This is a genomic window from Acinetobacter sp. ANC 3929 (assembly GCF_000369405.1).
Lineage (GTDB): Bacteria > Pseudomonadota > Gammaproteobacteria > Pseudomonadales > Moraxellaceae > Acinetobacter.
This window is the reverse complement of record NZ_KB849996.1, coordinates 1-12,429: the sequence shown is the minus strand read 5'-3', so window position 1 is coordinate 12,429 and position 12,429 is coordinate 1. Positions and strand designations below refer to the sequence as shown.

General features: G+C 38.7%; 11 protein-coding genes. 5 read left to right on the top strand and 6 right to left on the bottom strand.

The window, feature by feature from the left end; translation table 11 throughout:
* Window positions 1–21: 21 nt before the first annotated feature.
* The 3 genes from F909_RS16520 to F909_RS16530 form a co-directional block, all read right to left on the bottom strand.
* Complete coding sequence (locus tag F909_RS16520; RefSeq protein ID WP_005146233.1) at window positions 22–930, bottom strand: matrixin family metalloprotease; 909 nt, start codon at window positions 928–930, stop codon at window positions 22–24.
* 386 nt (window positions 931–1,316) lie between these two features.
* Entirely contained in the window at window positions 1,317–2,228 is a 912-nt protein-coding gene (locus F909_RS16525) for a matrixin family metalloprotease (RefSeq protein ID WP_005146232.1), read from the bottom strand.
* A 390-nt stretch (window positions 2,229–2,618) separates the two neighbouring features.
* On the bottom strand, window positions 2,619–3,530 hold the full coding sequence (locus F909_RS16530; RefSeq protein WP_032877652.1) for a matrixin family metalloprotease: 912 nt from the start codon (window positions 3,528–3,530) through the stop codon (window positions 2,619–2,621).
* A gap of 176 nt (window positions 3,531–3,706) precedes the next feature.
* Between F909_RS16530 and F909_RS16535 the strand changes: the two genes are divergently transcribed.
* The gene (locus F909_RS16535) at window positions 3,707–4,591 is read left to right on the top strand and encodes an MBL fold metallo-hydrolase (RefSeq protein ID WP_005146229.1); all 885 of its coding nucleotides are present in this window, start codon (window positions 3,707–3,709) and stop codon (window positions 4,589–4,591) included.
* Window positions 4,592–4,663: 72 nt separating this feature from the next.
* On the opposite strand, the gene dnaK is transcribed toward F909_RS16535, so the two are convergent.
* The 3 genes from dnaK to F909_RS16550 form a co-directional block, all read right to left on the bottom strand.
* A complete protein-coding gene (dnaK, locus tag F909_RS16540) occupies window positions 4,664–6,610 on the bottom strand; it encodes a molecular chaperone DnaK (protein WP_005146226.1) in 1,947 nt (648 codons plus the stop codon).
* 151 nt (window positions 6,611–6,761) lie between these two features.
* Entirely contained in the window at window positions 6,762–7,307 is a 546-nt protein-coding gene (gene grpE, locus F909_RS16545; RefSeq protein ID WP_005146223.1) for a nucleotide exchange factor GrpE, read from the bottom strand.
* A 159-nt stretch (window positions 7,308–7,466) separates the two neighbouring features.
* A complete protein-coding gene (locus tag F909_RS16550; protein WP_005146220.1) occupies window positions 7,467–8,360 on the bottom strand; it encodes a LysR family transcriptional regulator in 894 nt (297 codons plus the stop codon).
* A gap of 107 nt (window positions 8,361–8,467) precedes the next feature.
* Between F909_RS16550 and F909_RS16555 the strand changes: the two genes are divergently transcribed.
* From F909_RS16555 to F909_RS16570, 4 genes are all read left to right on the top strand, one after another.
* Window positions 8,468–9,322 carry an MBL fold metallo-hydrolase gene (locus F909_RS16555; protein ID WP_005146218.1) on the top strand — a complete coding sequence of 285 codons (855 nt, stop codon included), beginning with the start codon at window positions 8,468–8,470 and terminating at the stop codon, window positions 9,320–9,322.
* A gap of 382 nt (window positions 9,323–9,704) precedes the next feature.
* Window positions 9,705–9,944, top strand: a complete 240-nt coding sequence (locus F909_RS16560; RefSeq protein WP_005146216.1) for a hypothetical protein — start codon at window positions 9,705–9,707, stop codon at window positions 9,942–9,944.
* 361 nt (window positions 9,945–10,305) lie between these two features.
* Entirely contained in the window at window positions 10,306–11,376 is a 1,071-nt protein-coding gene (locus tag F909_RS16565) for an alpha/beta hydrolase (protein WP_212749609.1), read from the top strand.
* Between the two features lie 149 nt (window positions 11,377–11,525).
* Window positions 11,526–12,080: a peptidylprolyl isomerase gene (locus F909_RS16570; protein ID WP_212749608.1), complete on the top strand. Its 555-nt coding sequence runs from the start codon at window positions 11,526–11,528 to the stop codon at window positions 12,078–12,080.
* Window positions 12,081–12,429: the final 349 nt, after the last annotated feature.

The window sequence follows — 12,429 nt, the reverse complement described above, 5'->3', positions numbered from 1 at the left end:
GGATAATCTATTGATCAGCTTTTAATCTGCCAAACCTAGTAACTTAAGATCAGTTTCTGTGAGTTGAAAATCTTTGGCATCTTGTTCTTTAATGCGTGGATACATCAAAGACTTTGGGTCACGAGTATGTTTGAGACCGAGTGCATGCCCAAATTCATGTGCTAATGTTAAGCGTAAGTCATCGATTGAAGAAAATTCATAAATAAAAATCTGCGTTCCATCAAATTGACCTTTATGTAGCACTTCAGGTTTGAAGGTCTGATTGAACTCATCAACAGAAGCTGTGAGTTGTTGATGAATCTGCTTTGATTTTTCGACTTTTATTTGATTTTGCTGAACTTTTTGATTGTATTCAGCAATTTTTTCTTGCAACTTAAGGGCTTGTTGTTGCAATTGTTGTTGCTGTTTATGTAGTGCAGAGAATAGTGCTTTATTACTGCTGTCTGCTTTATATTGAGCTAGGCCTAGCTGATATTGTTGAACCTGAGTTTCATAGGCTTTCTTTTGTAGCTCAAGCTGAGCATTGCTTTCAGTCAATTCTGAATTGATCTGCTGTAATTTCTCATTTCGGTTGAGCCAATTCTGTTGTTCCTGCTCAAGTTGGCCTAAGCTTTCTGCGCGTTTCATACTACGAATTTGACGTTGATCAAAAACCAGATTAATTGCGAAGTCAGCTTCTGGGTCATAAATGAAATATCTTTGTCCCGTATTTTTTTCCCAAATTGCAGCAGCCTGTTTACTAAGCTCAATCATTTGTTGTTGATCGATGTTCAAGCGTGGGTCAAGCTCAGCGATACGATAACGTAGAGGCTGTTCTGTGCTATAGCGAACTTGCGACTGAGCCGATGTCGTCGAAGAAATTTTAGCAAAAACGGGAGCAGGGGCTAGCAAGGTAAAACATGCAGCCATCAGGAGAGACATAAAGCGCATAATAGGAGATAAAACATGAAAGAGATCACATTTTATTCAATTAAAAACATTAGTCAAATTGATGGCCTGTAGAGTTTCTTATGAGTTTTTACGATATTTCTGGAAAATGAATAAAAATACATTTGTAGAAATAGTCGTGAAAAATCATGATAAATAAAAGAGATTTGTTTATTAAATGATCTAAAATTAAAATGAGAACAACGATTTATTTTTTATTGTGAATAGACGGAATCGCTAAAATTTTAATGGAGTAAGTTAAAAAATCGATTTTTCTTAGAGATAAAAAATACATTCTATTTCACATAAAAAACTTATCTGTTTGTACAAAAACTATACTTAGAGTCTAGTTAGTGTTAATTCTTGTAAAGCAAAATCTGTTGGTGTTATCAATAAATGGCTTTTACCAAATCTTTATCAGAATCGGTAAGTGCAAATTGCTGGAAGTTTTGTTTTTGAATGACAGGGTACATCAGTGAGCGAGGATCGTTGGTATGCTCTAAACCGAGTGCATGTCCAAACTCATGTGCCAGTGTTAGGCGTAGATCATTTGCAGATGAAAATTCATAAATCAGGATCTGCTTACCATTAAAATGACCTTTATGTAGTAAATGTGGCTGAAATACCTGATTAAATTGGCTTGCCGATGCAACCAGTTGTTGATTACTTTGATTTAAGTTTTGAATGCTTTGGTTGAGTTGCTGTGTCCGTTGATTATGTTCTTGGACTTCTCGCTGTAGCACTAAAGATTGCTGTTCCAACATTTTCTGTCTTTGTGAAAATTGTTGAGCCATATCTTTAGACGTAGAACGTGTCTGATTGAAGCGGAGTACTTCCGCATTATATTGTTGGAATTGGGCATTCAATAGCGCTTGTTTGCTGGCAATTAATGCAGTAGTTCTTTGAATTTCATTTTTTACCTGTTGTAGTTGTTGATTTTGATTTTCCCATTGTTTTTGTTGTTGTTTGAGTTGATCTAAGCTTTGTATACGATCAGTGCTGCGTTGTTGGCGCTCATCAAAGACCAGATTAATGGTAAATTCAGCTTGTGGATCATAAATAAAATTTTGTTGTCCCGTTTCTTGCTCCCAAAGTTTAGCGGCTTGTTGGGTTAATTCGAGGACTTGCGGTTGACTGAGATTGAAGCGGGGATCAACGTCAGCGATACGGTAGCGTAAGGTTTTTTTTATCGTTTGATGCTGATGTCCATCAATAGGATTTGTATTGGTTTGGGCATTGCTCAGTTGAGGCGTTATCATACTGATACAAGCCATTAAGGCTGCTAGATAATGAGCTCGCATTGTAAATCTCCCCAAATAAAGACTTATTTTTCATCATTATTTTGCGAGCGTCAAAATGCTATCTGGTTAATAAATAAAAGTAAAAACTGTGACTTTTTTCCAAAAAATAAAAAAATAAATCGAATGATTTGCAGAATGATAAAAACGACAAATCGTATGCTTTTTAAGCATAAGCTTAAAAATATCAAGACATTAAATTCATCTTAGTGAAATATGGAAGATTCTACATGAGAGAATCCTAAAAACCCCCTAATTGTTAACTTTTGTAAATATTATATAAAATGGTAAAGTTTTTGAATTTTAGATAAAAATTTGTTTATTTGTGACATTTATCGTCCATCAGTTTTTTACTATCTGAGCAGGTGGTCTAAGCACAATATTTTGCAGCAGCTATCTTGCCAACAACAAATCACGATCTGATTGAGTTAAAAGAAAATGCGCTGTATTTTGATCTTTCATGATCGGATGCATCAGCGCTTGAGGATCATCCGTATGTTGTATTCCCAACGCATGACCTAATTCATGAGCAAGTGTTAAACGCAGGTCATCTTCAGATTCAAACTCATAAATTAAAATCTGTTTGCCATTAAACAAACCTTTATGAAATAAATGGGGTTTAAAGCGTTGCTTATATTGATTCACCGAAGCATTCAGTTGCTGATCCAAAGCATTGAGCTCATCAATCTGCTGATTTAACGCCACGATTGTTTGATTATATTGATTAATTTCTTGCTGTAATAACTGTACGTTTTGCGCTAAGGCCTGTTGTCGTTGCTGAAAATATTCTAGATTGGCAATTGAGGATCGATTCTGCTGCGCATTGTGTTGTTCTTGATTATGGAGTTGAATCTGTTGGTTAAGCTGTTGTTGTTTTAAATCGAGAACCTGCTTATTACGAACAATTTGCTGTTCAATTTGATCAAGTTTTTGTTTTTTCTCTAGCCAGTGTTGTTGGTTTGATTGAAGTTGACTGAGGTGTTCGCGACGTTGTTCACTTTCTTGTTGGCGTTCATCATAGATCAAGTGGATTGCAAGCTGGGCATTCGGGTCATAGACAAAATAATCTTGCCCTGTGCCATCTTTCCAGATTTGTGTTGCTTGTTGGCTGATGCTTTTGACTTGCTCAATGCTGAGTTTAAAACGTGGGTCAACTTCGGCAATCCGATAGTGTAGACGAGTATCAAAGGGATGACTGATACGATCAGCCAAAGAGTTAAATTTAAGTTGTGGATGTTGGTGAGTTTGATAGCCAGACCAAAGTAGGAACACAATTAATCCAGCAAAAATAACCAAACGAATCATTTTATTTTCTTCTAAAAAAGCAGAATCAATGAATGGGAGATTCGACCATAAACCCCTTAAATTGATCAGACTATAGCAAAAATAGGGAATTACGGGAAAAGATATCATCGCACGGCGCATTCTGCTTTAATAAATGCCGTGAATGGATCAATAAAAAGAAAGCTTAAGGAATATGCATGCTGAAATATCTACTTAAAGCACCTGAAACTGCGTGGACGGCTAATTCACCAGCCGTGGCAAAAGCTGAAAATTTAAAAATTAAATATTTGGGGACCGCAGGATTTATCTTGTCTGATGCCAACCGAACTTTAGTGCTCGATCCTTTTATTAGCCGTCCAAACTTTTGGCAAACCTTTACCCAACCTTTATGTAGCGATCCCACATTGGTTAAAGGTTATATTCCTTATGCGGATGAGGTATTTATCGGGCACGCACATTATGACCATATTCTGGATGCTGCAGAAGTGTGTAAACAAACAGGCGCTCGCCTGATTGGTTCACAAGCCAGTATGATGTATGGGCGTTCTGCAGGCTTGCCTGAGCAACAGATGCTGGCGACACAGGGTAGGGAAGTGATTGAGTGTGGGAAATGGCAAGTAATTGGCTTGCCTTCAATCCATGGTAAAGCCTTGTTTGGTCGTGTTCCATTGCCGGGAGATATGATTGAACCACCACCGTATCCACCGAAATTTCATCATTTACGGCATGGTTTGGTCTTAAACTGGTGGATTGATACAGGACAATTGCGCGTTGTTCACATCGATTCCGCTGATTTTATTGAACAGGAATTGCAGGGCAGACAAGCTGATATTGTGTGTTTGTGTGCAATCGGACGCAAATATCGTTCAAACTACGTCAAAGATGTGGTGCGACTATTGAAACCGAAATACATTATTCCCTGTCATTGGGATAGCATGGTCACGCCAATTGATGCACCACCGCAGTTATTGCCCGGTGTGAATATTCCTGAATTTCTAGACGAAATAAAAGCCTGTGGTGTGATGCCTTTGTTTATGCCGATTTTGAGTGAACTATATTTTGAACAATCTAAATCAATCTGATCGCCACTTTTTATAAATAAGTTTTAAGCAAAAAAAACCGCGCTTTCGCGCGGTCTTTTTTAAAGAGACAAATTATTTTTTGTCGTCTTTCACTTCTGTGAACTCAGCATCTACAACGCCATCGTCCGCTTTCTGTTGTTGACCTGCATCGCCACCTTGGAATGCATTTGGATCAAAACCTTCTGCGCCGCCAGCTGCACCTTGTGCTTGTTCATAAGCACGTTGTGTAATTGGCATCAAGATGTTTTGTAAAGCTTCAGTTTTCGCTTTGATGTCTTCAACATCATTTTCTTTAGTTGCTGCTTCAAGCTCAGAAACCGCAGTCGTGATCGCAGTTTTTTCATCTTCAGTCACTTTGTCACCAAGATCTTTGACTGCTTTTGTTGAGCTAGAAACGAGTGCATCTGCTTCGTTACGCGCTTTCGCTAACTCTTCAAACTTACGGTCTTCTTCAGCATTCGCTTCAGCATCTTTGATCATTGCTTCGATTTCAGCATCAGACAAACCTGAGTTTGCTTTAATCTGGATTGATTGCTCTTTACCAGTGCTCTTATCTTTAGCTGATACTTTCAAGATACCGTCAGCGTTAATGTCGAACGATACTTCAATTTGCGGTACGCCACGTGGAGCAGGTGGGATATCGCCTAACTGGAAGTTACCCAACAATTTGTTTTGTTGAGCCATTTTACGTTCACCTTGGTAAACCGAAATGTCTACTGCAGGCTGGTTATCAGCAGCTGTAGAGAACACTTGTGATTTCTTCGCAGGAATCGTGGTGTTTTTCTCAATGATCGGAGTCAATATGCCGCCCATTGTTTCGATACCTAAAGTTAACGGTGTTACGTCTAATAAAAGTACGTCAGTTTTGTCACCAGACAATACCGCACCTTGAATCGCAGCACCAATCGCAACCGCTTCGTCAGGGTTCACGTCTTTACGTGGCTCTTTACCGAAGAATTCTTGTACTTTTTGTTGTACAAGTGGCATACGAGATTGACCACCGACCAAGATCACGTCAGAGATGTCAGAAGTCGAAAGACCAGCATCTTTAAGCGCAATACGGCAAGGCTCAATCGTACGAGCAACTAAATCAGCAACCAAACCTTCAAGTTTTGCACGTGTTACATTGATCACTAAGTGTTTAGGACCAGTTGCATCAGCCGTGATGTATGGAAGGTTGATTTCAGTTGCATTCGATGAAGAAAGCTCGATTTTTGCTTTTTCAGCAGCTTCTTTCAAACGTTGTAACGCAAGTGGATCATTTTTCAAGTTCACACTTTGTTCTTTCTTGAACTCTTCAACCAAGAATTCAATTAATGCGTTATCGAAGTCTTCACCACCAAGGAAAGTATCACCATTGGTTGATAACACTTCGATTTGTTGGTCGCCATCAAGGTCTGCGATTTCAATGATTGATACGTCAAAAGTACCACCACCTAAGTCATAAACCGCGATTTTACGATCGCCTTCTTTTTTGTCCATACCGAACGCAAGTGCCGCAGCAGTTGGTTCGTTAATGATACGTTTAACATCAAGACCTGCAATTTTACCTGCATCTTTAGTCGCTTGACGTTGTGCATCGTTAAAGTAAGCAGGAACAGTAATCACTGCTTCAGTAACGGTCTCACCTAAATAGTCTTCTGCAGTTTTCTTCATCTTTTTCAAGATTTCAGCAGAGATTTGTTGAGGTGCTAATTTTTTATCGTTAACTTCAACCCAGGCATCGCCATTGTCTGCTTTGATGATTTTGTAAGGTACAAGACCGATGTCTTTTTGTACCGCTTGATCTTCGTAGCGACGACCGATTAAACGCTTGATTGCGAATAATGTATTTTTCGGGTTGGTTACCGCTTGGCGTTTCGCGCTTTGACCAACAAGGATCTCACCATCTTTATATGCAATGATCGATGGAGTTGTACGCGTACCTTCTGCGTTTTCGATTACTTTTACTTTATCGCCTTCAAGTACAGCAACACATGAGTTGGTAGTACCTAAGTCAATACCAATAATTTTTGCCATTGTTTGTGTTCCTCTAAAATTTTGTTGCAATGTTTTGCTTGTTATTCGATATGAGAGTCAATTGGTATTTTTCAAGCATTTTTATGAAAAAAAATCAAAAAACTCTCAGATTAGTACGCTTTTGAGCAAATAAACGCTTTGCTCACGGAGATTATTGACCCACCATCACCATCGCTGGGCGGAGTAAACGACCATTTAAGGTATAGCCTTTCTGTAAAACAGTGCCAATTTGATTGGCTTTGGCATTCGGGTCGATTCCCACAGCTTGATGTAAATCAGCATTGAACCCATTTTCGGTATCTGCTTCAACAACACCAAATTTTTCTAGTGTGGTGAGTAATGATTTCAAAGTCAGCTTAATCCCTTCAAGTACAGGCGTTTGTTCTTCACCCGCAGCTTGAATTGCACGTTCTAGGTTATCGACAGAATCCAATAATTCTTTCGCAAATTTTTCCAGCACAGTCTCTTTGTGCTTTTCAGATTCACGTTGAATACGCTCAACACTTTTTTGTGCCTCATAAACAGCATTGGCTGTACGTGCTTTTTCGAGTTTTAAGCTTTCTTCGAGTTTAGTGATTTGAGCTTGTAAATCTTCAACGCTAAGCTCGTTTGCCTGCTCTACACCTTCAGCTTGAGTTTGTTCAGTTTGTTGCTCATTTTGAATGTCTTGAGCTTGCTCATTCTGCTCATTAGCCATTGACGATCTCCGTTGAAAAAAGTTCTTAAACATGTACAGTCCTTCTGGCGTTAATGCTCATAGGGTTAAACCCGAACTGCCACATCTTGGTCATTCATAGATAGGGATGAAGTATGGGCAACGCGACAAAATTCAAGCGTTCAGGTTGATTTAAATCTTTTAATTTTGCTGATTTAAGTAAAAATTTAAGTTTTCAATCACAAAAGCAATAAATTCTTGGGTTATTTTCGGTAAATGTTGTCTGGATGCATAAACCAAAGACAAAGTCAGATCGGGTGCCGAAAAATCGGTAAACACCTGTTGCAAACGCTGTTGAGCAATATCTTTACGCACCAGAAGCGTTGGCAGCATCGCAATACCTTGTGCTTTAAGACACATCTGATAAAGCCCGATCACATCATTGCTTTTAAACGTAACATTTAATGGATAGTTCTGGGGTTGCTGATCTGTATCAAACAATGTCCAATATTGATTATGAGTGTGATGAGCAATACATTCATGTTGAATGAGTTGGCTGGGATGTAACAGGGGAGTGTGGTCTTGTAGATAGTGAGGATGTGCGCAAAAGGTTGATTCGATTTGACATACAGGTCGAGCAATTAATCCATCTGCAACTTTCTGAGTAATACGCAAAGCCAGATCGACATGTGCATCCATTAAATCAACGGTATTCTCTGTTAAATACACATCAAAATGAATCTGTGGATAGCGCTTTTTAAATTGTTTAATACATTCATTGACACCGAGCTGAAATAAAAACAAGCCACAGGTAAAACGGATGGTACCACTGTGCTGTTCTGGCGCGGCTAAGCCTTCTAATAGTTGTTGCTGTTGTAAAATATTTTCGCAATAGACCAGTGCTTTCTCACCTGCTGGGGTGAGCGACACTTTACGCGTGTTGCGTTGAAACAGTCGTGTTGAAAAGGTTTGTTCGAGATGGTCTAGGTAGCGAGACACCATCGCTTTTGAATAATCGAGATGTTCAGCAGCTTTGCTCAGATTGCCTTGATGCGCAATACAAACAAAGACTTGGATGGCTTTTAAGGTATCCATATTTATTAGCATTGTTGCAAGATATGCAACATTTTATCTTAGTTTAGAGTGTTTATTCAGCAATAATTGCAATTTAAAGTGTTCCTTATCAAATTGGAGACGATAAGATGAACACTAAACCTTATATTATTGCTTTATCTACTTTGGCAGCAACATCTGCTGCTTTTGCACAAGATTTAAAAATCCAAAACTTTCTAGCTCAACCTGAGCACTTCGGTGTGACTTCAACATTGATTGAAGGCAATAAAGAGGTGCTATTGGTGAATGCTCAATTTTCTAAATCAGAAGCATTGCGTATTGCTGCTGACATTTTAGACAGTGGTAAAACATTAAAAACCATTTTTGTCAGCTATGGCGATCCAGATTTCTATTTTGGTTTAGATGTATTTAAACAATACTTCCCAAATGTGCAAATCATTGCTACGCCTGAAACAGTGAAACATATTCAGGATACTCAAGCACTGAAAGTAGCGTACTGGGGACCGAAAATGGGTGCGAATGCACCGAGTCAAATTATTGTTCCTCAAGCGTACACCGCAAAAACTTTAAAGCTTGAAAATGAAAGCATTGAAATTAAGGGGAAGAAAGAACTCACTTACTTGTGGATTCCGAGTGCCAAAGCGGTTGTTGGTGGTATTCCAGTGTCATCAGGCATTCATCTTTGGACTGCGGATACCCCTACAGCAAAAGACCGTGCTGAAGTGGTCCAAACATTGGAAAGCATTAAAGCCTTGAACCCGAACGTTGTTGTCCCTGCGCATATGAAAGCAGGCGCTGCTGAAGGTCTGGATGCAGTTAACTTTTCAATCGACTATTTAAAGCAGTATGAAAAAGCGGTTAAAGTGACGAAAAACTCAGCCGAATTAATCAAAACAATGCAAAAACAATATCCAGCTTTAGGCGAGTCCAGCAGTTTGGAACTGGGTGCCAAAGTTGTTAAAGGCGAAATGCAATGGCCTTAACTCTAGACTAGTGTTTTAAAAGGAACCGTGATGAAAAATCACGGTTTTTTTATGTGTGCTACATTTATTCTTAATCAAAACTATTTGATTGTAATCTTTTAAGCAGATTGTGCGGTGTTTCTATGAATTATAAAAAAATAAGATAAAGACTTTTTAATAGACAAAATAAAGATGAAATCACTTGAGTCATAACACCTTAGCTATTTTGCAGCGCGTCAAAAATGTGTGAAACCTGAACGTAGTTGATTTAAGAAAAATTGCAAAACAATGCTGCTTGCTTAACAAACTGCAACTAATACGCATCACGTCCAAGAAAAAAATTGTGAATTATAGGCAACGCAAAGACAACTTTGCTTTTTGTCATAATGAAAGGAAATACACAATGAAAAAGTTAGCATTGATCTCTATGGTTGTATCTGGTGTTGCATTAACAGCTGTGGGTTGCTCAACTCAAGGTGGGTTGGATGCTTCTGGTTCAGCTCAAACAACAAGTGCAAGCCCATCAGGTGTACAAGGCGGTGTTGGCGTGCAAGCAGGTACATCGGTAGATGTTCAACCAGGTAGTGCTTCTGCTGACGTTTCAGGTTCTGTATCTGGTTCAGCAGGCGGTTCTGCGCAATAATTTTTGATTAAGTCTGCGAGCATGAGATTGGAAATGAGATGCCAACTTTAATTTCAATCGATTTATGTACTGCTATACATATTTGCAAAGTGACTTAATTCATCAAATTGACACTTTAAAAGTGATATAAAACCAGAGCCAAGACCTTGGCTCTGGTTTTATTGTTTGGAGAATCGAACCTTAAAACACAATTGGATTGACATAAAAACTAGGCGGTAATAAGCACAATGGTTAATGACTTTTTAATAATAGCCCTTTAGCGTACGACATAATTTAAAATCTTGAACTTGATCTAAGACTTTATAAAAGCATATAGTCGAAGGCAACAAGAATTATGGATAGAGCGAAGAAGGGGACAAAAGTGACAGCATTACCTCAAAAAATTCAGACGATTTTAGATAAAGGACAAGGTCCTGCTGCACGAGCACTCGATAAGCTCCCCAAAATCGTACAAGAGTCTTTGGCTAAGATTTTAGCTTATCCGCACCAATATCCAGATTTAGATTCATTTACCAAATGTCTGATGGCTGTGCAAATTAAACAAGGCCGCATTGGTTTTATTGGTGATGATCCGATTGAGTCTCGCCGTCAGTTTGATGCGCAAATGTTGGCAATTATCAATAAACCAACTTCGGTTGCATCGGTTGAAGATATTCGTCTGCCTCTACAAAGCGGAACAGTCTTTGCCAGACACTATCATCCAGCACCCAGTAAAAAACTGCCGATCATCGTGTTTTATCATGGCGGTGGCTTTGTGGTCGGTGGTTTGGATACACATGATGAAGCGTGCCGCTTAATTGCCAAGTACGCAAAAGTACAGGTACTCAGTATTGACTATCCACTCGCACCAGAAGCATCGCCACAGCTATTGATAAAAACCTGCGAAGATGCGTTGGCATGGGTATATCAGAATCGCCGTCAATTGAAAATTTATAAAAATCGCATTGCTGTCGCAGGTGATAGTGCTGGTGGCAATATCAGTACGGTGGTTGCACAGCACTCTGTGGGGAAAGCCTACGCACCACAAGCACAATTATTGATTTACCCAGCGGTTGATTTCAAAAGCCGTCACCCATCTTTCTATGCATATGGAGAGGGTTTGGTACTGACCAGTAAAGATGTGGATTATGTGACGGACTATTATGCAGCACAGCATAATGTTGCACTCGATGATCCATTGATCTCACCGACCTATGGAAGTCTTAAGAAATTAGCGCCTGCTTATGTCATTACTGCGGGACATGACTTATTGCATGATGAAGGGGCGATTTACAGTCATAAGCTGAGACAGAATGGGGTCAAAGTCCAATATGTCGATTATCCAGACCAAACACATGGCTTTATTAACCTAACGCCTGTCTCAAGTAAGGCCAAACGCAATACCATTGAAGTGGCCAAGAACTTTAGAAAGTTTTGGGATAAACATAGTTAATGACTAACTAACAAAATCCTTGAACCGATGTTTCACGTGAAACATCGGTTTTCTTTATGAAAGATAACAAATAGAAATAGCAAAATTGGATTTGCAAAACTAAGATGAACTTTCACAACAAATCTATGTTCAAGTCGAGAAAAGCAATGATGAAAAAGTTGTTCATGGCAACCAGTTTAATTTTGGCAAGCAGCCATTTATTTGCAAATACCATGATTGATATGAAAACCAGTATGGGAAATATCGAAATCGAACTTTTTGATGATAAAGCACCTGTATCTGCAAAGAATTTCGAAAGCTATGTAAAAAGTAACTTCTATACAGGTACCATCTTCCACCGTGTGATTCCTGGTTTTATGGTTCAAGGTGGTGGTCTCGATGCAAACATGGTTGAGAAGACAACCAAGGCACCGATTGTGAATGAAGCCAATAATGGTTTGAAAAATACCCGTGGTACTTTAGCAATGGCACGGACTCAGGATCCAAACTCTGCAAGTAGCCAATTCTTTATTAATGTCGCAGATAATAACTTTTTAAATAAATCACCAATGGATGCGGGTTATGCCGTTTTTGGTAAGGTGACAAAAGGAATGGATATTGTCGATAAAATCGTAAAAGTACCAACAGCTAACTTTGGGATGCATCAAAATGTACCGAAACAGCCGATTAAAATTATCAGTGTACAGATAAAGAACACTAAGTAAAAAGCAAAGCAGAAATATATATAAAATATTTCTGCTTTAATTTTATATACTTATGATAATATTGCTGTTTTGTTAAACATATTGGTGGGCAAAAAAAGAACACTCAATAAAACAAGGGTTTAAAAAAGCTTGCACACCAAAAAAAATCTCCTATAATGCACACATCCCGACGCGATGAAGCAAAAATAACTTAGCTTTACTGGTTAAGTTGTTAGGTGTTTATTGCGTTGATTTGCTGCTGACGAGGTAGCAAAAAGATCATTAAGAGAATAGAAGAACAACTTGTGTGGATTTTTACTGGTTGATCAATCGAAAATATTTCATTGATTGAATGGTAAGAATTTCTCGA

Coding starts and splice junctions, on each gene's coding strand:
- F909_RS16525 (WP_005146232.1), bottom strand. CDS start 2,228: ATGCGAGCTCATTATCTAGCAGCCTTAATGGCTTGTATCAGTATGATA.
- F909_RS16560 (WP_005146216.1), top strand. CDS start 9,705: ATGAAAAAGTTAGCATTGATCTCTATGGTTGTATCTGGTGTTGCATTA.
- grpE (WP_005146223.1), bottom strand. CDS start 7,307: ATGGCTAATGAGCAGAATGAGCAAGCTCAAGACATTCAAAATGAGCAA.
- F909_RS16570 (WP_212749608.1), top strand. CDS start 11,526: ATGAAAAAGTTGTTCATGGCAACCAGTTTAATTTTGGCAAGCAGCCAT.
- F909_RS16535 (WP_005146229.1), top strand. CDS start 3,707: ATGCTGAAATATCTACTTAAAGCACCTGAAACTGCGTGGACGGCTAAT.
- F909_RS16520 (WP_005146233.1), bottom strand. CDS start 930: ATGCGCTTTATGTCTCTCCTGATGGCTGCATGTTTTACCTTGCTAGCC.
- F909_RS16550 (WP_005146220.1), bottom strand. CDS start 8,360: ATGGATACCTTAAAAGCCATCCAAGTCTTTGTTTGTATTGCGCATCAA.
- dnaK (WP_005146226.1), bottom strand. CDS start 6,610: ATGGCAAAAATTATTGGTATTGACTTAGGTACTACCAACTCATGTGTT.
- F909_RS16530 (WP_032877652.1), bottom strand. CDS start 3,530: ATGATTCGTTTGGTTATTTTTGCTGGATTAATTGTGTTCCTACTTTGG.
- F909_RS16555 (WP_005146218.1), top strand. CDS start 8,468: ATGAACACTAAACCTTATATTATTGCTTTATCTACTTTGGCAGCAACA.